Genomic DNA, 21,538 nt, shown 5'->3' with positions numbered 1-21,538 from the left:
AACGAAGTTCGAAAATCGAACTTCGTTTAAAGTATTTATTATTTTCTTGTAAAATCTAAATCGTGGAAATCGTAACTAAAATCAGTCATTGGCGATATTGCTTTCATTTTAAATCCAGCTAATTTTCCATCTTTCATTTCAGCAAATACAAACGCATCGGCGTGGAAATAACGATTGTACCATTTCACAGCATACGTATTGTCTTTGTAGAAAAACATTTCTCCCGTTAATTGAGGCGAACGTTTAGATTCGAAAATTAACTTTCCTTTTTTCTCGTAAATTTCTACCTCACCAAACCAATTATCTTTAAAGGTTCCGATTAATGATTTTGTATCGACTTTTAATTTTTTATTTTTTTGATTTGCTTCAACAGTTTTCCAAACCTCATCTGTAATTCCGTCTGCTTCAGCAGTTCTCGATTTCATGATGTTATCATAAAATTCAACCCAATTTTTTTCAGGATTTCCTAAATAAAAATCTTTGATGGTATTTGAAACTGAATTAAAAGCTACGCCAGATTGCTGATTCGTTAATACGACAATTCCTAAATTCAATTGAGGATAAAAAATAGTTTGCGTTACGATTCCTTCCAATCCACCAGTGTGCGAAACTTCTAATTTTCCGCTAAAATCTTGTAATTGCCATCCTAATCCATACGCTTTGAATAATGAATTATAAGGTGTTGTAGTTGCAACTTTTTGTAATGTTTGTGGCGTAATCATTTCTTTCATTTGTTTTTCAGAAATGATTTGTTTTCCGTTTACTTTTCCTTTATCTAAATTGAATTGTAACCATTTGGCAACATCATCCACATTGGAGTAAATTCCGGCAGCGGCATCAAAAATTGTATTCGTGTAACGATCGATGACTTGTAATTTTCCATCAATCGGCACGTGTGGCGCAATCGCATTCTTTTTATCTTTTACCAAATGCCAATTAGCACCAGAATTCGTCATACCGATAGGTTCTAATAAACGTTTTGTGACAAAATCTGTCCATGATTGACCAGAAACTCTTTCGATAACTTCACCCGCGATGATGTACAATAAATTATCGTAATCATATTTCGAACGGAAATCTGAAACCGGTTTTAGATATTGAATATTGTTGATTATATCTTTTGGTGTGAAATTGTGTCCATCAGGCCAAACCATTAAATCGCCAGCGCCTAAACCTAATCCACTGCGGTGTGTTAATAAATCACGAATCGTAAATTCTTTCGTCACATAGTCGTTGTACATTTTGAATTCAGGAATGTGTTGAATGACTTTATCATCCCATTTAATTTTTCCTTCATCAACTAAAATAGCTAAAGCTGCTCCAGTAAATGCTTTTGAATTTGATGCGATTCCGAAGTTGGTTGAAGATTCAACTTTTTCTCCCGTTAAAATCGATTTCACACCATAACCTTTCGAATGAACAATTGTTCCATCTTTAATAACTGCAACAGCCATTCCAGGAACGTCAAATGTTTTCATGGCATTTTCTGCAACTTGATCAATTTTTTGATTCGAAATATTTTGTGCGAAAGCAATCGTAGAAGCTAACGTAATTGTTGTAAATAGTATATTTTTCATATTTAATGCTAAAAAAGGCTAAGTTAAAAAGATATTATATATTTCCGAGATGAGTAAATTTAAAACCATCATATTTCTTTAATCCATAGCCTAGTATACGATCGAATGCAATATGAGAAGTAATAATTAAACCTACCATCAAAACGGTATCTAAATTGTAAAAGTAGCCGATGGCACAAGTTAAAATACTTATAATATAATTGTGTGCGATGTTATAACAAATAGCTCCGATTTTATTTCCGAAAAAATATCCAATAGCTGCTAAATCTGGTGTGAAAAACAATACAGCAAACCAAACCCATGAAAAATTGAGATGAGTATAAATTGAAAATATTACAATAAATAAAGTAAGTTGTTCTAGTTTTAAAATGTTTTTCATAGCAGTTTACTTTATTAGTTAATTCATCTGGTAAATTGTTACATAAAAAAAGCCACTCGAATGAGTGGCTTTGAAATTTATATAAAAAAAACTTAGTCGTTTAATTTTAATACCGCTAAGAAGGCAGATTGTGGAACCTCTACACGTCCAATTTGACGCATTTTCTTCTTACCAGCTTTTTGTTTTTCTAATAATTTACGTTTACGAGAAATATCTCCACCGTAACATTTAGCCGTAACGTCTTTACGTAACGCTTTAATTGTTTCACGCGCAATAATTTTCGCACCAATCGCTGCTTGGATCGGAATATCGAATTGTTGACGTGGGATTAATTCGCGTAATTTCTCACACATTTTTTTACCAATATTGTAAGCGTTGTCTACGTGAATTAAAGCAGATAAAGCATCAACTACATCTCCGTGAATCATAATATCCACTTTAACTAATTTCGAAGCTTTCATTCCTGAAGGCGCGTAATCGAAAGAAGCATATCCTTTAGAAATTGATTTTAAACGATCATAGAAATCGAATACAACTTCAGCTAAAGGCATATTGAAAATCATTTCAACACGGTGCTGCGTTAGATATGTTTGAGATTGTAATTCTCCACGTTTTTCGATACATAAACTCATTACTGGTCCAACGAACTCAGATTTAGTAATGATTGCTGCACGAATATATGGCTCTTCTACACGGTTTAATCCAGATGGATCTGGTAATTCAGATGGATTATGTACGTGAATTGCTTTTTCTGGATCTTTTTCTAAGTACGCTTCGTACGATACGTTAGGTACAGTTGTAATTACTGTCATACCAAACTCACGCTCTAAACGCTCTTGAACGATTTCTAAGTGTAACATTCCTAAGAATCCACAACGGAAACCGAAACCTAAAGCAGCAGAAGATTCAGCCTCAAAAGTTAAAGAAGCATCATTTAAACGTAACTTCTCAATCGAAGCACGTAAATCTTCATAATCTTCAGTATCTACAGGATAAATACCGGCGAATACCATTGGTTTTACTTCTTCGAAACCATCGATTGCTTCAGCAGCAGGATTATCAACTAACGTGATTGTATCTCCAACTTTTACCTCAGACGCATCTTTAATTCCAGAAATAATGTAACCAACATCTCCAGTTTTAATCGTTTTCTTTTCTACTTGGTTTAATTTTAAAGTTCCAATTTCATCGGCAAAATATTTTTTATTTGTTGCCATGAATTTTACTTGGTCCCCTTTATTAATTTGTCCATTTACAACTTTGTAGAATGCCTCGATTCCACGGAAAGGATTATAAACAGAGTCAAAAATTAAAGCTTGTAATGGTGCATCAGGATCACCAACTGGTGCTGGAACTTTCTCGATGATTGTGTGTAATAATTCTAAAACACCTTCACCTGTTTTACCAGAACAACGTAAAACGTCTTCTGGATCACAACCTAATAAGTCAACAATATCATCAGTTACTTCTTCTGGATTTGCAGAAGGTAAATCGATTTTGTTTAATACAGGAATAATTTCTAAGTTATTCTCTAAAGCTAGATATAAGTTAGAAATTGTTTGTGCTTGGATACTTTGCGCAGCATCCACAATTAATAACGCTCCTTCACAAGCTGCAATCGAACGAGAAACCTCGTACGAGAAATCAACGTGACCAGGAGTGTCAATTAAATTTAAAATATATTTTTCACCATCTTTTTCATATTCCATTTGGATAGCGTGCGATTTAATCGTGATACCACGTTCGCGCTCCAAATCCATATCGTCTAACGTTTGATTTTGTAACTCACGGTCTGAAATCGTGTTAGTTACTTGTAATAGACGATCGGCCAAGGTACTTTTACCATGGTCAATATGGGCGATAATACAGAAATTACGGATATTTTTCATACTCTTCTTGTCGAATAGGCAAAAATAATCTTTTCCTTTCAGAGTACAAGTATTTTAGAAAAGATTATGAGTTTATTTTGAGATAAATATTGCCAATATGTTATAAAAATAGCCTCTGAAATATCAAAGGCTTTAATTTATTTATTTTGATTGGTGATATCTAAATCGATAATGAATCTGAAAATCGATGGGATTTCCATCTTTTTTAGCTGGAATAAATTTTTTACTTCTCGATTCGTAATGTTTTTTGACACGATAAATGTGTTTTAGAAAGAATTTAGCAGCTTCAGGATTACTATCTTTAGTATAACTAAAATTTGCTAAATCTCCGTTTTTAGTAACGGTAAAAACAAGTATAGTTTGATTGATATTATTATTTTCAATCCAAAAATGATCTTGTTCATAAAATTCAGATCTAATTTCATCTGTTAATCTTTCGTAGAAACATTTTTGTAATTCTTCATTTGTCTTTTGTTTCTGACATCCTGGATAAGTTGGGAATTTAAAGTTTTCTTGTGCTGAGGAAAAAGTAGCAGCAAAAATAAAAAGTAAATAAACTGTAAGTTTCATTTTGTAAAAATATCTAAATATTTTTTTTATTCATCCAATCAGTCAATTTTAATCCAATTTTTTCGTTTTCAATCAAAAACCCATCATGGCCATATTCTGAATCAATTTCATAATATTCAGTATTCGGAATATGATTGGCTAAAAATTGTTGTTCTTGTGGCGGACATAAAATATCCGAACTAATTCCCACTACTAATGTTGGAATTTTAATTTGATTCAAAATTTTCTCAACAGATTTTTTCCTTCCTCTTGCCAATTGATGCGAATCCATGGCCTCGGTTAATTTATAATAAGATAAAGCATCAAAACGATCAGCTAATTTTTGCGCTTGATATTTGATATAACTTGAAGATTTATGATTCTGAAAAATTTCTGAATCAGTATCACTTTGTTGATTTTTAAATAATTGATAATTACGATAAGTTAACATTCCAATTCCTCGAGCAGATTTCAATCCTTTATCTCCAATTCCTATTTCGCCTTTTGTCCATTCAGGATCCGCTTCGATAGCCATTCGTTGAGCGGTATGAATCGCTTTTCCCCAAGCACTTTCTTCCGCAGAAGTTGCAATCAAAAATAAATTTTCAATAGCAGATTGTTCAGTAATTGTCCATTCCAACGTTTGGTATCCGCCCATACTTCCTCCGATCAACAATTTAATTTTATCAATTTCTAAATAATTTTTTAAAAGTTGATGTGCTTTCACCATATCACGAACCGTAAAAAAAGGAAAATCAATCCCATATTTTTCATTATTTACTGGATTAATATCATTTGCATTTGATGATCCATATGGACTTCCTATAATGTTGGCACAAACGATAAAATATTTTTCAGGATCGAAAATTTTTCCTTCTCCAACTAATCCATTCCACCAATCCTGAGCGTCAGCTGAGGCTGTAAGTGCGTGACAAATCCATAAAACGTTCGATTTTTCACGATTTAATTTTCCATATGTATAATAAGCGATTTTTAATTCTGGTAAAATTCCGTCCATTTCTAAATGAAAAGGTTGAGATGACAGAAAAATTTGTTTCATTTTAATCGTTTTGGTTAAAAATATTTGCAGTGTATTGATTGCTATGTATTTAGGTAAAGTTAATTTGAAATAAGTAAATTGTAAAGCATTTCAAACAATATAAAATTTAGATTAAATATGCACAAAATTACCGCAGCCATTCGAACGCAAATAGAGCAAACGCAAGAACGTGAACACTCAAATCCTCTATTTTTAACAAGTAGTTTTTGTTACGATGATGCGGAACAAATGCGTGCTGTTTTTGCTGATGAGGTAGAAGCCAATATCTACAGTCGTTTTGTTAATCCCAATTCAACAGAATTAGAAGAAAAAATGGCCATTTTAGAAGGAACAGAAGCTGCATTTGCGGTTGCATCTGGAATGGCAGCAATTTCTTCTACGTTTTTGGCTTTGTTAAAACAAGGCGATACGATTTTAGCTTGTAATTCTATTTTCGGAAGTACGCACACTGTTTTAACGAAATATTTACCAAAATTCGGAATCCATCATCGTTATGTTTCGGTAACAGCGACGGAACAAGAATGGGAAAATGCAATAGATGATTCGGTAAAAATGATATTCTTAGAAACGCCTACTAATCCAGGTTTAGATATTATTGATTTGGAAATGGTTGGAAAAATTGCAAAAAAACATAACATTATTTTTGTAGTGGATAATTGTTTTGCAACACCTTTAATTCAGCAACCGCAACAATACGGTGCAGATTTGATTATTCATTCAGGTACAAAATGGATTGATGGTCAAGGTCGTGTTTTGGGTGGAATTGTTTGTGGAACAAAAGTGTTGATAAAAGAGGTTTATGCGTTTAGCCGTAGTTTTGGTCCATCACTTTCCCCATTTAATGCGTGGTTGTTGTCTAAAAGTTTAGAAACCTTAGATGTTCGTATGGAACGTCACGCTTCTAATGCGTTTTATTTAGCGCAACAATTAGAACATCATCCTAAAATAAAATGGTTAAAATATCCACAATTACCTTCTCATCCTCAACATGAAATTGCAATGAAGCAAATGAAAAATGGTGGAGCTTTAGTAGTTTTTAATTTAAAGGGTGGAGTTGAAGCGGGAAGAAATTTCTTGAATAAGTTAAAAATGTTATCGCTAACTGCAAATTTAGGTGATACCAGAAGTATTGCCTCGCATCCAGCAAGTACAACGCACGCCAAACTAACAGACGAAGAACGAATGATGGTAAATATTACACCTGGTTTAATTCGAATTTCGGTTGGTTTAGAACATCGCGACGATATTTTAGCGGATATTTTACAGGCTTTAGAAGATTAATAATTCTTAAATAAAAATAAAAAACGCCTCAACTAATTGAGGCTTTTTTTATTTTGAACCACTTAAAGTGACTAATTGAAACTTAAAATCTAAAATACTTACTTCTTCATTACCTTTTTCATCATAAATTATGGATGCTTCTTCAGCGCGCTGAAATTTATAGTTTTGAGGTAAACCAAATTTTTGAATCAAAGGATCATACTTTAAATTTTCTTTTGTTCTGGAATTATAATAAGTCAATGCTGTTTTGAGATCAAATAATAAAGAATCAGAGATTTCAAACAATTGTCCATTTTTAGTCATCAGACGTTCGTCGTAGATGCACGAACAATATTTATCTTCTCCGACAAAAAAGCTAAAATCACTTGAACAAGCATTGCTTTCTTTCGAAGGTTTTAAATTTTCTAGACGATCAATAATCGAGTTAAATTCTATTGCTTTAATTAAAACGATTTCAGAATCTTTATTAAAATAAGCTTCATTTTCTCCACATTTTGGTGGAATATTATACTCTAAATCATTAGGAGGAAATGAAGCGATAATATCTTTTTTTTCTATCGGTTGTCTGCAGGAGGTGAAAAGGATAATACTAAATAGTTTTAAAATAATATACTTCATAAATAACACTTAAACTTTAATATAAATCTTTTTCTGATCTAACCAATAAGCCAAAGCGCAAAAGAAACCTAAAAAGATTAATGAATAAACAAAAGATCCAATTTCGGGAATTCCAGGAATTTTGGCACAAATCGTTTCGTAGAACCAACCCAAAGGAGAAATGTATTTCATTTGACCTTCTTCATTTAAACCATTTTCGATTCTGATTATACCTAATAAACGAGGAAATAATCCACTAAATGCAAAAATGAACAGCGGATTTTTACCAAAAACATCAAAGAATTTCATTATGCCATTTTTGATGTTCAGAATTTCGATGAACCAAATCATCGTTGCAATGGTGATTAAAGATAATCCTGTGGTGTGAACGACATACGAACTGCTCCAAATCTTTTTATTGTACGGAAATTCTAATTGCCAAAAATAACCAATAACTAAAGCGATTGTTCCTAAAACAAATAAACCTGCAACTAAACGATAATTCGGTTGATTGGTTTCAGGTAAAGCTTTGTTTAGCCACTTTATATTTCCTTGTTTATTGATGAAAATACCGGCTAGATAACCTAATAAAACTTGTGGAATCGCATTGATTGTACTGTATAAACCTTCGGGATCAAAAGGGATGGATTCGCCTTTGTAAATATGTGCTAAACCTAAAATTTGTGTATCGATTCTGGTTCCGATAAATCCTTCAATCGAATAAGGATCAATTCCGCCTAATAATTTTGTGAGCATCCAATAAGCAACTAAAATCAAGCCAGAAATCCATAACACTATTTTCTCTTTGAAATAAAAAGCGATTACAGATGCGAAGAAATAGGCTATCGCAATACGTTGTAAAACACCCATAATTCGGATTCCACTTTCGGGCGAATCTTGCCACGTTCTAAAAATGATTTCATTATTCTCCCATTTTAAAAAAGGAAACCAATTGATAAAAAGTCCGATTAAGAAAATGATGATGGTACGTTTGATAACTTTTTTCCAAAATTCAGTTGGTGGTTGTTGCTTGAAACGTGGTATTACAAATGCCATCGCATTACCAACGGCAAATAAGAAGAATGGAAAAACTAAATCAGTTGGTGTACAACCGTGCCAATCGGCGTGTTTTAAAGGTGCAAACATAAAACTCCAAGTTCCTGGATTGTTGACCAATATCATCAAAGCAACGGTTGCGCCTCGAAACACATCAAGAGAATAATAGCGTGGTGGTTTCATTTATAGTTCAATAAGGTTTAAAAATAAAAAATCCACGCTAAATACTAGCGTGGATTTTAAAATATATCATTAAAAAGATTTTAGTAACCGTGTAAGTTTACATCGTCTGTCGATTTTATCTCTACTTGTTTACCCATTTTCTTTTGTATCACTTTAAAATGGTGTAAATCTTCTTCTGTTAACAATGTAATTGCTTTACCAGTTTTATTTGCACGACCTGTACGACCAATACGGTGAACATAATCTAATGGCGAACGTGGTAATTCGTAATTAATAACTGTTGGTAAACCTTCTATGTGAATACCACGACCAATTAAATCTGTGGCAACCAAAACACGAATATCGCCTAATTTAAAATCTTCTAAATTATCCAATCTGGCACCCTGTGATTTTTTAGAGTGAATTGCCATTGCTTTGATTTTATTTTTCTTTAATTTTTCAACCAAATTATCCGCAGTACGCGTAGAAGAAACAAACACTAAAACTTGTTCTAATTCTTGCGATTTAATTAAATAGCGTAAAAATGGACCTTTCGTTTCTGCATCAATTTTATAAGCTATTTGTTCGATATTTTCTATCGTTTCTTCTTTGTCATCGTTTTTAACTTCGATAACTTCAGGATTAATTTTTAAAGTAGATTTAATTTCTTCTACCTTATCATTTAAAGTTGCCGAAAATAAAATAGATTGTTTTTTTGCTGGTAAAGCTTTTAAAATTTTAGCCATTTCATCGCCAAAACCTAATTGAAACATTTTATCAGCTTCGTCAATAATTAAATATTGTAATTGATCTAATGTAAATGCATTGTGCTCCATTAAATCTAATAATCGACCAGGCGTTGCAATTAAGATTTCAGTTCCATATAAATTTTTCATTTGTGGATTAATCGAAGTTCCTCCGTAAACTGCTTGTGTCTGTACTTCGCGACGTAAAGCTTCTTGTAATCCTGCAAAAGTTTGTTCAATTTGTACCGCTAATTCACGCGTTGGAACTAAAATTAAAGCTTTGATTGCTCTTGATTTTTCGTACTGTTGATGCTGAATTTTTTGTAATAAAGGAGCTACAAAACATAAAGTTTTACCTGAACCAGTTTTTGCAATTCCCATGACGTCTTTTCCTTTTAAAATAGAAGGAATAGTTTGTTCCTGAATTTCGAAAGGTTTTAAAAATCCAAGTTTAGAAATTGATTTTGCGATATATGGTGATAATCCTAATTTTTCGAACGACATAAATATAATTAAGTTACAAAGATAAGGTTTTAGATAGGAATTTGCTTCAATTAAAAAAAACCATCTTATAAGTAGATGGTTTTGAGATTTATAATTGATTTAAAAAATTATCAACTTGATGTTCTGGCGTTGCCCAAGAGGTAACTAATCGAATGGCAGAAGAGTCTTCATCGATTTTTTGCCAAACAAAAAATTCAAAACGTTCTTGTAATTGATTAATCAAATGATTTGGAAGAATTGGAAAAATTTGATTTGATGATGGTTCATTTAAAAAATTAAATCCTTTCGTAGAAATACCATCGGCTAATTTTTTGGCCATCGCATTTGCGTGAATTCCCATTTCGAAGAATAAATTATTTTTAAATAATTCAGCAAACTGAATTCCTATTAACCTTCCTTTAGCTAACATTCCGCCACGTTGTTTGATGTGAAAACGGAAATTCTCATTCAAATCTTGATTATTTATAATTATTGCTTCACCAATTAAAGCTCCATTTTTAGTTCCGCCAATGTAAAATACATCCGATAGATTAGCCAAATCTTCTAAAGTTAAATCGCATGTTGAAGAAGTTAAAGCCGAACCCAATCTTGCTCCATCCACAAATAAATACAAATTATTTTCTTGACAAAATTGATATAATTCCGTTAATTCTGATTTAGAATAAACACTTCCAACTTCTGTTGAATTTGAAATATATACCATTTTTGGTTTTACCATGTGTTCATCAGTATGCTGATTTAAAACTTCTTGGATTTGTGATGGATTAATTTTTCCGTTATCTGTATTTATGGTATTTACTTTATGACCTGTTGCTTCTATAGCGCCAGTTTCATGCACAGCAATATGTCCAGATTCTGCAGCAATAACAGATTCGTACGGCCGAAGTATAGCAGCAATAACAATTAAATTTGCTTGTGTACCGCCCGAAACAAAATGAATGGCAGAATCTCTTTGAATATATTCTTTTATTAAAGCTCGTGCTTCATTACAAAAAATATCCTCACCATAACCAACAGTTTGCTGAAGATTGGTTTCGATAATACGTTGCAAAATTGCAGGATGAGCTCCTTCGCTGTAATCGTTTTTAAAACTGTATTTTGTCAAAATAGAAGATGTAAATTTGAGTATAAAATTAAGAATTCCTAAATTATTCCAGATTTAGATTTTAATTTTCTTTTAAAATAAAATTATTATGAAGGTATTAGTTGTTGAAGATGAAATAGAATTACAAAAAACAATCATAGATTTTTTGACTCAAGAAAAAATTCTTGTAGAAACGGCGAGTACTTATAAAGAAGGTTTGGATAAGATTATTTCTTTTGATTACGATTGTATTTTATTGGATATGATGTTGCCAGACGGAAATGGAATGAATTTATTAAAGGAGTTACGCAAATCAAATAAAAATACATCTGTAATTATTTTGTCTGCCAAAGATTCTGTGGATGATAAAGTAGAAGGTTTGTTAGTTGGTGCGGATGATTATTTGGCAAAACCTTTTCATTTCGCAGAACTTTATGCGCGAATAAAAGTTGCTATCAGAAAGAATGCTCAACAAGGAGAAAATAGTATTAATTATAAAAATATCGAATTATTTCCGGATGATAGAAGAGTTTTGATTAACTCAACAGAAATTAAATTGAATCGAAAAGAATATGATTTACTGTATTATTTCTTGCTACGACCAGAAAAAGTTTTTCAGAAAACTACGTTAGCAGAGAGCGTTTGGGGCGATCATATCGAAATGGTTGATAATTTAGATTTTATTTATTCGCAGATTAAAAATTTACGAAAAAAATTAAAAGATTCAGGTTCCGAAGCAGATTTACAAGCTGTTTATGGTGTCGGATATAAATTGATATAAGGATGAAAATTTCATTAAAAAATTATACGTTCAGATACTTAACCATTTCGCTTTTAGCTGTTATTGGAATTTGGGCTTTTTTATTTCATTCATTCATTTTAGATGAGGTTTACGATAATGTTGATGACGGTTTAAAAAATCAGAAAATAGAAATTATCAGGCAATCGTACTTGAATGATGAAATCGTAAAAACAAACGAATTTGGTTTAGCACAATTCAGAATTTTACCCGTAAATATTAATGAGTACAATGAAATAAATCGATTTTCAAACGAATTAGTTTTTATGCCTTATGATGGGGAAGAAGAACCTTATCGTATACTTCGTACAGGATTTTATGGGAAAAATGGGGAACCTTATTCGTTAGAAATTAGGACTTCTACTGTAGAGGAAGGCGATTTGATTTATGATCTAACGTTATCTTTAATTGTACTTTATCTTGTTATTTTGATTAGTATTTTATTGATTAATCATATAGGATTAAATAAAGCATTATTACCTTTTAAATTAATTTTGAAGCAATTGCAAACCTATCGTTTTGGGGAGGCAAATCAATTAGAAAAAATAGAAACGAACGTGCTCGAATTTAATATTCTGCAAAACGAAATTTCTACGATGATTGACCGAAACGAAAAAGTATTTAAAGATCAGAAATTATTTATAGAAAATGCTTCTCACGAGTTGCAAACGCCAATTGCTATTGCGTCTAATAAAATAGACTTGATTTTGGAAAACGAAAAATTAGACGAATCAACCTATCTTCAATTGGTTGAAACTAAAAAATCGTTGTGGCGAATGGTAAATCTTAATAAGTCTTTATTAATGCTTTCTCGTATCGAAAATCAACAATATAAAACGCAGGAAAAGCTAGATTTTATTCCAATTTTGAATGAACTTTTAGAGGATTTTGAAATGATATTTGAATCGAATGAAATTAATATAGAAACAAATCTTTCTGAAAATTTCTTTGTTCAATTTAATCAAGATTTAGCGCGAATTCTAATTTCAAATCTATTAAGAAATGCAATTAAACATAATAATCAAAACAAGATTATAAAAGTTGAATCCAATGCAAATGAATTAATTTTTTCAAATTCAAGTGATGCAAATGAATTAAATTTAGATTTGATTTACAACCGTTTTTACAAACAAGGATCACATTCGGATAGTAATGGATTAGGACTATCAATCGTACAAACGATCATCAATAATCAAAACACGTTGCAGTTGGATTATCGATTTGAAAATGGACTTCATCAATTTATTTTAAAAAAAATATAGAAAATTAATTTATTCCTAATTCTTTCCTAAATCACCTCATAGCTTTGTCCTATCAAATTAAAAAATCAAGGTTATGAAAAAGTTAGTTAGTTTATTATTAATCGTGTTAGGAACATCAGCATTTGCACAAGAGCAAGTTGTTCAGTTTAACCAATTACCTTCAAAAGGTCAAAAATTTATTTCACAATATTTCCAAAAAGGACAAGTTAGTACAGTTATTTTGGATAATGATTACATCTCTAAAGATTATGATGTTTTGATGGCAAATGGTACTAAAATTGAATTTGACGGAAACGGAAATTGGAAAGAAGTTGACGGAAATCGTAATGCAATCCCAACTGGTTTTGCTCCGAAAAATATAGCAGCTTACGTCAAAAAAAGTTTTCCAAATACTAAGATTGTTAAAATCGAAAAGAATAAATTTTCTTATGATGTAGAATTATCTAATGGATTAGATTTAGTATTCGATACGAAAGGAAATTTTAAAAGAATTGATGATTAAAAATAAGAGGAGAAAGTCCAACCCAATAGGTTGGACTTTTTTATTTTTCACGGCTTTCTAACATCGGAACAAACTTGAAATTTCCGAATTCGTACATCTCAAAATTTTCCTCATTTAATCTTAAAATTGAAATCATTTTTTGTGATTCATTTCCAATCGGAATTACCATTATTCCTCCAATTTTTAATTGTTTTAATAATTCTTTAGGAATTTCTGGCGCACCAGCTGTAACTATAATTTTGTCAAAAGGTGCATAAGTTGGTAATCCTTTATAACCATCGCCATACGTTTGATAACGAGGTTCGAAATGGATATTTTTTAAGATGATTTTTGAAAAATCGTATAATTCCTTTTGTCTTTCTATGGTGAAAACTTCGGCTCCCATAGCAACTAAAACTGCTGTTTGATAACCACTTCCAGTTCCAATTTCTAATACTTTATCCAATGGTTGAATATCTAATAATTGCGTTTGAAATGCAACCGTATATGGATGAGATATAGTTTGACCAGCTGCAATTGGAAATGCTTCGTCTATATAAGCATATTCTGAAAATGCACTGTCAAGAAACAAATGACGTGGAATTTGGTTAATGGCATTTAAAACTTGTTTGTTATCAATTCCTTTGGAAATCAATAAATCAACAAGCATTTTTCTTCTTCCTTGGCTTTTAAAATCGTCTATAGACATCTTCCAAAATTTTTACAAAAATGCATTAAATACAACATATTCTCATTAATTTTATCGCAAATTCTACACGAAATGTTAAAAGTAGGCGTAATCGGTGCTGGACACCTTGGGAAAATACATTTAAAATTATTAAATCAATCTGAAAAATACGAATTAGTTGGATTCTTTGATTCATTTGAAGAGAATGGAAAAAAAGTTGAAGCTGAATTTGGATATAAGTATTTCCAGTCGATGGACGAGTTGATGGATGCAGTAGATGTTGTGGATATTGTAACACCTACTTTATCGCATTACGATGTTGCTGTAAAAGCGATAGAAAAAGGAAAACACTTCTTTGTTGAAAAACCAATCACGAATACTTTAGAGGAAGCAAATTCATTAATAGAATTGTCGAATGCAAAAGGTTTAAAAGCACAAGTTGGACATGTAGAACGTTTTAATCCTGCATTTACATCTGCTTTACCACATATTGGTGAGCCTTTGTTTATTGAAACTCATCGCTTGGCAGAATTTAATCCTCGTGGAACTGATGTTCCGGTTGTTTTAGATTTAATGATTCATGATTTGGATGTGATTTTATCGATTGTAAAATCAGAAATTAAATCGATTCATTCTTCAGGCGTTTCAGTTATTTCTGATACACCAGATATTTCTAACGCACGTATCGAGTTTGAAAATGGTTGCGTAGTAAATGTTTCAACCTCTCGTATGTCGATGAAGAACATGCGTAAAATGCGTATTTTTCAGCGAGATGCCTATATTTCAATCGATTTCTTAGAAAAGAAAACTGAAATCATTAAAATGCATCAAGCACCAGAAAATCCTTCTGAATATGCGATGATTTGGCAAAATGATAAAGGTGATCGTAAGGAAATTGCTTTCGAACATCCAGAAGTTTTACCTAATAATGCAATTTTAGATGAATTAGAAGCTTTTGCAGATTCTATTGTTAATGATTTACCAATCAAGGTTTCGTTAGAAGATGGTCGCAATGCTTTAAAAGTTGCTTTAGAGATTATCAATTATTTTGAAAAATCTCAACAAGTCATTCAAAACCAAAACATAGAAAAAGAATAATTTTTTAAATAAAAACACAAGAAAATGAAAAACATTACTGTAATTGGAGCAGGTACAATGGGGAATGGAATTGCTCACGTTTTTGCACAATCAGGATTTAAAGTAAACTTAGTAGATGTTGCACAAGCAAGTTTAGATAAAGGTATGGCTACTATTGCTGGTAATTTGGATCGTATGTTAGCGAAAGAAAAAATTACGGCAGAAGATAAGGCTAATACTTTAGCAAATATTACCACTTTTTTAAGTGTTGAAGAAGGAGCAAAAGAAGCTGATTTAGTAGTAGAAGCTGCAACTGAAAACATTGATTTAAAATTGAAAATATTTCAACAATTAGACGCTGTTGCTCCTGCGCATGCTGTATTAGCATCAAACACCTCTTCAATTTCTATCACAAAAATTGCATCTGTTACAAAACGTCCAGAGCAAGTTATTGGAATGCATTTTATGAATCCAGTTCCGATGATGAAATTGGTTGAAATTATTAGAGGATACAGTACTTCTGATAAGGTTACAACTGCAATTATGGAAATGTCTAAACAATTAGATAAAATTCCAGTAGAAGTAAACGATTATCCAGGTTTTATCGCTAACCGTATTTTAATGCCAATGATCAACGAAGCTATTTATTCTTTATATGAAGGAGTTGCAGGTGTTGAGGAAATAGATCAAGTTATGAAATTAGGAATGGCACACCCAATGGGACCATTACAATTAGCTGATTTTATTGGTTTAGATGTTTGTTTATCGATTTTAGAAGTTCTTTACGATGGATTCAAAAATCCGAAGTATGCTCCATGTCCATTATTAGTGAATATGGTAACTGCTGGTAAAATGGGAGTTAAGTCTGGTGAAGGATTCTACGATTATTCAGAATCTAAAAAAGCTGAGAAGCTTGCAAAGCAATTTGCAAAATAAATAACATAAAGCTTATGGAGTAAATAAATATTTATCTTACTTTTAACATTAATTAACACATTAACACTAATAACACATGAGAAAAACGCTAATTGCATTGGCTTCGCTATGCAGTTTTAGTGGGGTTTCTTTTGCTCAAAATAACACAGGTATCGTGAACTATGTTTGTTCTAACGATGCATTTGCAGCAGGACCCCCTCAAGCAACTACTTTTGATGTAGGCTCTACTTGTGCACCTACTGCATATTCTAATCGTATTGTATTTTATTTAGTTAAAATTCGTTCAGGATCTACTTTTACATTCGAAGTACAATCAGATGATCAACGAGATTACGACTTTATGTCGTGGCAAAATCCACCATTACCTGATGTTGGAAATATTTCCGTAGATGACATTAACAATTTACCATTAGCTGACCGTGGAAACCGTAATGCGGGTGGAAATTCAGGTCGTATCGGTTTACGTTTAAATGCACCGACTTTATGTCAAGGTGTAGCTGGTGATGGTTTCGAACGTCACTATGATGTACAACCAGGAGACGTAATTTTAATTGGTATTGACCGTTGGAGTTCAGACACAGGATTCAGTATTTCATTTGGTGGAGATGCAGACCTGGATTGTTCTATTACAGTTCCAGGGGAACACTTCAATAAATGTGATTCTGGAGATGGAACAGCAACTTGGGATTTAGAACCGATTGCTTTAAGTCTTATGGATGATGATCCTGCGTTATACTACAGAGTTTTCACAGATCAAGAGGAAGCTGAAACAGGTGTTGGAACACCTTTAACTTCGATGATTTATACAGCGCATAAGGATAACAATCCTAATCCATTATACTTCAGAGTTGAAAACTTTATTACAGGTGAAGCTGAAGTTACACGTATGAATTTTAACGTTGTAGATCCACCTTCATTTGATGATTTAGATGTTCCATTTTGTGATACTGAAGCTGCTGGAGAAGGAGCTGAACCAGTTGATTTAATCAATATTTTTAATGTATTAGTTGATAATAGAGAAGGTTATACTGCTTCTTACTTTACAACGCGTGAAGATGCTGAAGCGGAAACTAACGCTATTGCAACACCAAATGCATTCGTGGTTAGTAATGCTTCAAAAGCATTTATCCGTATTAAAAACGAGTATGATTGTTTTACAATTGTAGAGGTAACTTTTAACAATACAAGTAATACTGTAAACAATGCAGTTTTAGAATATTGTGATTCATTGGAAGATGGATTAGGTGTTGAAACAGTGAATTTACGTAATGCAGAAGCTCAAATTTTGGGTGGAATTACAAATGCAACAGTTAAATACTATCCAACTCGTGAGGATGCTGAAAATGGCACAAATGAGATTGAAAATGCTTCATCTTACTTAACTCCATTTAATACAAAAGTTTATGCTTCTATTTTAAACTTAGGTGGATGTACTTCTATTGCTGAAATTGATATTCAGATGACAGATATGGAAGGTGTTGCAAATGCTACTTTAGAAATTTGTGATTCATTTACGGATGGTTTAGGTGTAGAAGTTGTAGATTTAACATTAGCTGCTCCACAGTTAATCGGAAATTTACAAGGTGCAACAATTATGTATTATCCAACTGAAGATGATGCTTTAGCAAATACAAATCAAATTGATAACCCAACAGCATATAACTTAACTATCGGAAACGATGTTTATGTTCGTGTTATTAATGAAGACGAATGTTCTACAGTTGCAAAAATTTCTTTCACTTTAAGAGATTTAACTGGAATTACAGAACCAATCATTACATATTGTGATACATTAACAGATGGTTTAGGTGTAGAAATTGTAAACTTAACTGTAGTTGAAGCTGAAATTTTACAAGCTTATCCAGGAGTTTCATTTATTTACTATGCTAATTTAGCAGATGCTGAATCTAATGTTAACCCAATTACAGAACCAACAACTTACAACTATACAGCTGGAACTACAGCTTATGTAAGAGTTGTTGATCCACAAGGTTGTTCATCAATCGTGGTAATTCGTTTTGAAGTTTCTGAATTAACAGGAGCACAAAATGCTACAATTACTTTCTGTGATACTCCAGAAGATGGAGAAGGAATGGAAGTGGTAGATTTAACATCAGCTCAAGCTCAATTAGCTGGTTCTATTGCTAATCCAAGCTACATTTATTATCCAACTGCTATTGATGCAGAAAATAATACAAACCCAATTGCAGATCCTACAAACTACTTATTAACAATAGGTAACCAAGTTTATGTTCGTGTGATTGATGCAAACGGATGTTCATCTGTTCAATCAATTGATTTTGCATTAACTGAATTAGAAGTTTCATTAGGAGATGCTTTTGCAATCTGTGACGGAAATGTTCCAATTCGTGCAACTACAAATATTCAAGGTGAATCATTATCATACAAATGGTTCTTTAACGGAGAAGAAGTTGTAGGTGAAACAGGAGAAACTTTCACAGTTACAGTTCCAGGTACATACGGTGTTGAAGTGGTTTCAGCTTCAGGATGTAGAGGTACTCAAGAAATTGTTGTTACAGAAGGTGTAGGTGCAACTATTACAGATATTACTATTAACGAAAGAATGGTAACTGTAACAGCAACATCAGAAGCTATGCCTTTACAGTATAGTTTAGACGGAATCAACTGGCAGGATTCTAACACATTTACTAATGTTCCAGGTGGACAATATGTAATATTTGTTAAGAATGCTGATGGATGTATTACAACAAGAGAATTCTCTATATTCTCTATTCCAACTATGTTTACTCCAAACGGTGATGGTATCAATGATACTTGGAGAATTGTAGGTATCGAAATGTACCAAGGTTCTTCAGTAGAAATCTACGATCGTACAGGACGTTTATTAGTGGAAAAACGTATTGATTCAAATGTAATTTGGGACGGATTCTATGCAGATGGTAAAAAAGCTCCATCTACAGATTATTGGTATGTTATTAAATTAACTGATGGACGCAAGTTCACAGGAAGTGTAACAGTTAAGAGTCGTGTTGCAAAAGATAACAACAATTAATAAGTATTAATTCAGTATCTCAAATTATGAAAAAGATTAAACACGTACTATCAGTACTTACAATATTTGCTGCTTCGGCAGCATTTGCTCAGTCAAGTTTACCATTTGATGAGCAATACTTTACATCAGAAAAGTTTTTAATTAATCCAGCTTTTGCGGGGATTACTGATGATATTGCATTTAAAGTTTCTCATAGAAGACAATGGGATAATTTACCAAACTCGCCAGAAACTACAATTGCTAGTTTACACGGTGTAGTGGTAGATCGTTTAGCTGTTGGAGCATATTTTATGAAAGATAGAAATGGAAACACTTCTACCAACACATTTAATTTAGCAGCTGCATATCACATTCCAATTGGAGAATTTGAAAATCGTCAAGATGGTCAATTCTCATTCGGTTCATCTTTAAGCTTTGCAGGGATTCGTTTTGATGGTCAACCAGAAGATTTAAATGATCCTGTTTACATGGATCAATCTACAGTTTTTGTTCCTTATTTAAATTTAGGAGCTTCTGTACAATACAAAGGTTGGACATTAGCAGCATCTGTTTTAGACATTCCTTTAAGTTATAATTCGCCAATGGTAAATGAATTAGAGCCAAGTCCAATGTTCTATTACGGGATGTTAGGTAAAAGATTAAACATTTCTTCTAATTTCGAATTAGAACCAATGGTTGCTTACCGTATGAATGAAGAGAGTGAAAGTCGTTTAGATGCTAACTTAAGAGCAAAATTCAGAGTTAATGAAAATGCAGTTTGGGTTGGAGCTAATTACCGTACAGATTTTTGGGGTGATAATAACCAAGCTACTGCTATTTCGCCAGCAGTTGGAGCTGAAATCGGACGTTTTAATGTCGGAGCTTCTTACAACATCGGTTTATCTGATATTTCTAACGAAGGAAATAACGGATTTTCGATTAGCGTAGGTTATAACATCGAGAATTTCTTTAGTCCAAATCATCAATAATTCATTCGAACCGTATAAAAGAAACAAATGAAAAAATTATTATTGACAGCGGTTGCTTTGATTGGATTATTTGGTAATCAAGCGCAAGCGCAGAATACAACAAAAAAATGGTATGTGTCTACAGGGGCACATGCTGTTAACCATAACAGTGTACGTGGTATGTTTGATCAATTTTTCGTTACAGATAATTGGTCGGCAGTTCCACCACCATCACAATTAACAATTGCTAGAACTTTAAATAGCTCATTCGCAGTTGATGTACAAGCTTCTATCGGAGAGGTTGATAACTTTAGATTAAACCACAACAACGAATTTATGTCGTTAGTTGGTGCTGGTTTACGTTATAAATTAACGAATGGTTATATCTTGAATGAAGAATCATGGTTTGATCCTTATTTACGTGCCGGAGCTAATTTTTATCGTCATCCTTATCGTGGAATTCATTTCGACGGTGGACAAGATGTTGAAGGTGAAATCATGGGGAACGAACAAAATGCCCATAACAATTTCTTTGCCGTATCAGGTGGTGCCGGAATTAACTTTTGGATTTGGCAAAAAGTTGGTTTAAATATCGAAACACAATATGTTTGGGTACCAGCAATGGAATCAGATTACATCGATTTCTTCCAAGTGAAAGCAGGTGTTGCCTTCAGATTCGGAGAAAAAGTTTGTAAAGACCGTGACAAAGACGGAGTTTGCGATGATGAAGATGCATGTCCAGACGAACCAGGAATCAGAACAGAAGATCCAAGAACAAATGGATGTCCTGATAAAGATAAAGACGGTGTATTCGATTTCGAAGATGCTTGTCCAGACGAGTTTGGTTTAGTAGAATTCCAAGGTTGTCCTGATCGTGATGGAGATAAAATTATCGATAAAGATGATAAGTGTCCAGATGAGGCTTGTCCAGAAGGATTTGAAACAGGTGAATACACTTGTGAGCAAGGTTGTAAAGTTGAAAAACCAAAACCAATCGAGCCACCAGTTGTTATTCCAGATCCAGTAGTAATTCCAGAATTTAGCAACGTATTATTCGAATACAATAAATCTGAATTAACTGTTGATGGTAAAGCAAGTGCTAAAATTGCAGCTGAAATTATCAAACAAAAAGGTGGTAATTACTTCGTAGATGGATTCGCTGATAGCATCGGTTCTGATAATTATAACATGAACTTATCAAGAAAACGTGCAGAAGCAGTACGTCAAGCATTAATTGCTGAAGGAATTAAACCAGAACAATTAGAAGTTCGCGCATTTGGTGAGAAACATCCAAAATGTACTAACGATACAGACGAAGGTAGAGCATGTAACCGTCGTGTGGTTGTTCTTGAAAAATATTAATCAAACGTTTTTCAAACTATAAAAAAAGGTCATCCAATTGGATGACCTTTTTATTTATAAATAATAAA

19 protein-coding genes are annotated in these 21,538 nt (G+C 32.6%); 9 read left to right on the top strand and 10 right to left on the bottom strand.

Annotation, left to right across the window (positions count from 1 at the left end):
• Nucleotides 1–38: 38 nt before the first annotated feature.
• The 5 genes from J9309_RS03130 to J9309_RS03110 form a co-directional block, all read right to left on the bottom strand.
• A complete protein-coding gene (locus J9309_RS03130; RefSeq protein ID WP_230476986.1) occupies nt 39–1,577 on the bottom strand; it encodes a serine hydrolase in 1,539 nt (512 codons plus the stop codon).
• 34 nt (nt 1,578–1,611) lie between these two features.
• Complete coding sequence (locus J9309_RS03125) at nt 1,612–1,956, bottom strand: DUF4260 domain-containing protein (protein ID WP_230476985.1); 345 nt, start codon at nt 1,954–1,956, stop codon at nt 1,612–1,614.
• Between the two features lie 92 nt (nt 1,957–2,048).
• A complete protein-coding gene (gene lepA, locus J9309_RS03120) occupies nt 2,049–3,845 on the bottom strand; it encodes a translation elongation factor 4 (RefSeq protein ID WP_230476984.1) in 1,797 nt (598 codons plus the stop codon).
• A gap of 141 nt (nt 3,846–3,986) precedes the next feature.
• The gene (locus tag J9309_RS03115) at nt 3,987–4,415 is read right to left on the bottom strand and encodes a hypothetical protein (RefSeq protein WP_230476983.1); all 429 of its coding nucleotides are present in this window, start codon (nt 4,413–4,415) and stop codon (nt 3,987–3,989) included.
• Between the two features lie 13 nt (nt 4,416–4,428).
• Complete coding sequence (locus J9309_RS03110) at nt 4,429–5,454, bottom strand: homoserine O-acetyltransferase family protein (protein WP_230476982.1); 1,026 nt, start codon at nt 5,452–5,454, stop codon at nt 4,429–4,431.
• 117 nt (nt 5,455–5,571) lie between these two features.
• On the opposite strand from J9309_RS03110, the gene J9309_RS03105 reads away from it, so the two are divergent.
• Nucleotides 5,572–6,735: a trans-sulfuration enzyme family protein gene (locus J9309_RS03105; protein ID WP_230476981.1), complete on the top strand. Its 1,164-nt coding sequence runs from the start codon at nt 5,572–5,574 to the stop codon at nt 6,733–6,735.
• 48 nt (nt 6,736–6,783) lie between these two features.
• Here the strand turns inward: J9309_RS03105 and J9309_RS03100 are convergent, their stop codons facing one another.
• The 4 genes from J9309_RS03100 to J9309_RS03085 all read right to left on the bottom strand — a co-directional run bounded on the left by J9309_RS03100 (nt 6,784) and on the right by J9309_RS03085 (nt 10,905).
• Nucleotides 6,784–7,353, bottom strand: coding sequence for a hypothetical protein (locus J9309_RS03100; protein WP_230476980.1), 570 nt, complete (start codon nt 7,351–7,353; stop codon nt 6,784–6,786).
• 9 nt (nt 7,354–7,362) lie between these two features.
• Nucleotides 7,363–8,571 carry an acyltransferase family protein gene (locus tag J9309_RS03095; RefSeq protein WP_230476979.1) on the bottom strand — a complete coding sequence of 403 codons (1,209 nt, stop codon included), beginning with the start codon at nt 8,569–8,571 and terminating at the stop codon, nt 7,363–7,365.
• Nucleotides 8,572–8,651: 80 nt separating this feature from the next.
• A complete protein-coding gene (locus tag J9309_RS03090) occupies nt 8,652–9,800 on the bottom strand; it encodes a DEAD/DEAH box helicase (RefSeq protein ID WP_230476978.1) in 1,149 nt (382 codons plus the stop codon).
• Nucleotides 9,801–9,888: 88 nt separating this feature from the next.
• Nucleotides 9,889–10,905, bottom strand: coding sequence for a threonine aldolase family protein (locus tag J9309_RS03085; protein WP_230476977.1), 1,017 nt, complete (start codon nt 10,903–10,905; stop codon nt 9,889–9,891).
• Between the two features lie 88 nt (nt 10,906–10,993).
• Here J9309_RS03085 and J9309_RS03080 point away from each other — a divergent pair, with 88 nt between their 5' ends.
• From J9309_RS03080 to J9309_RS03070, 3 genes are all read left to right on the top strand, one after another.
• The gene (locus J9309_RS03080) at nt 10,994–11,665 is read left to right on the top strand and encodes a response regulator transcription factor (RefSeq protein WP_230476976.1); all 672 of its coding nucleotides are present in this window, start codon (nt 10,994–10,996) and stop codon (nt 11,663–11,665) included.
• A gap of 2 nt (nt 11,666–11,667) precedes the next feature.
• A complete protein-coding gene (locus J9309_RS03075; protein WP_230476975.1) occupies nt 11,668–12,945 on the top strand; it encodes a sensor histidine kinase in 1,278 nt (425 codons plus the stop codon).
• 73 nt (nt 12,946–13,018) lie between these two features.
• Nucleotides 13,019–13,447 (top strand): PepSY-like domain-containing protein, encoded by a 429-nt coding sequence (locus tag J9309_RS03070; protein ID WP_230476974.1) that lies wholly within the window; start codon nt 13,019–13,021, stop codon nt 13,445–13,447.
• A gap of 40 nt (nt 13,448–13,487) precedes the next feature.
• Here the strand turns inward: J9309_RS03070 and J9309_RS03065 are convergent, their stop codons facing one another.
• Nucleotides 13,488–14,135 carry a protein-L-isoaspartate(D-aspartate) O-methyltransferase gene (locus J9309_RS03065; protein WP_230476973.1) on the bottom strand — a complete coding sequence of 216 codons (648 nt, stop codon included), beginning with the start codon at nt 14,133–14,135 and terminating at the stop codon, nt 13,488–13,490.
• 72 nt (nt 14,136–14,207) lie between these two features.
• Here J9309_RS03065 and J9309_RS03060 point away from each other — a divergent pair, with 72 nt between their 5' ends.
• From J9309_RS03060 to J9309_RS03040, 5 genes are all read left to right on the top strand, one after another.
• The gene (locus tag J9309_RS03060) at nt 14,208–15,212 is read left to right on the top strand and encodes a Gfo/Idh/MocA family protein (RefSeq protein ID WP_230476972.1); all 1,005 of its coding nucleotides are present in this window, start codon (nt 14,208–14,210) and stop codon (nt 15,210–15,212) included.
• Between the two features lie 24 nt (nt 15,213–15,236).
• Nucleotides 15,237–16,127, top strand: a complete 891-nt coding sequence (locus tag J9309_RS03055; RefSeq protein ID WP_230476971.1) for a 3-hydroxybutyryl-CoA dehydrogenase — start codon at nt 15,237–15,239, stop codon at nt 16,125–16,127.
• Between the two features lie 76 nt (nt 16,128–16,203).
• Entirely contained in the window at nt 16,204–19,161 is a 2,958-nt protein-coding gene (locus J9309_RS03050) for a T9SS type B sorting domain-containing protein (RefSeq protein WP_230476970.1), read from the top strand.
• 26 nt (nt 19,162–19,187) lie between these two features.
• Nucleotides 19,188–20,129: a PorP/SprF family type IX secretion system membrane protein gene (locus tag J9309_RS03045; protein ID WP_230476969.1), complete on the top strand. Its 942-nt coding sequence runs from the start codon at nt 19,188–19,190 to the stop codon at nt 20,127–20,129.
• A gap of 27 nt (nt 20,130–20,156) precedes the next feature.
• Nucleotides 20,157–21,470, top strand: coding sequence for an OmpA family protein (locus J9309_RS03040; protein WP_230476968.1), 1,314 nt, complete (start codon nt 20,157–20,159; stop codon nt 21,468–21,470).
• Nucleotides 21,471–21,538 lie beyond the last annotated feature (68 nt).

The organism is Faecalibacter bovis (assembly GCF_017948305.1).
Lineage (GTDB): Bacteria > Bacteroidota > Bacteroidia > Flavobacteriales > Weeksellaceae > Empedobacter > Empedobacter bovis.
This window is presented reverse-complemented; position numbering and strand designations above follow the sequence as displayed.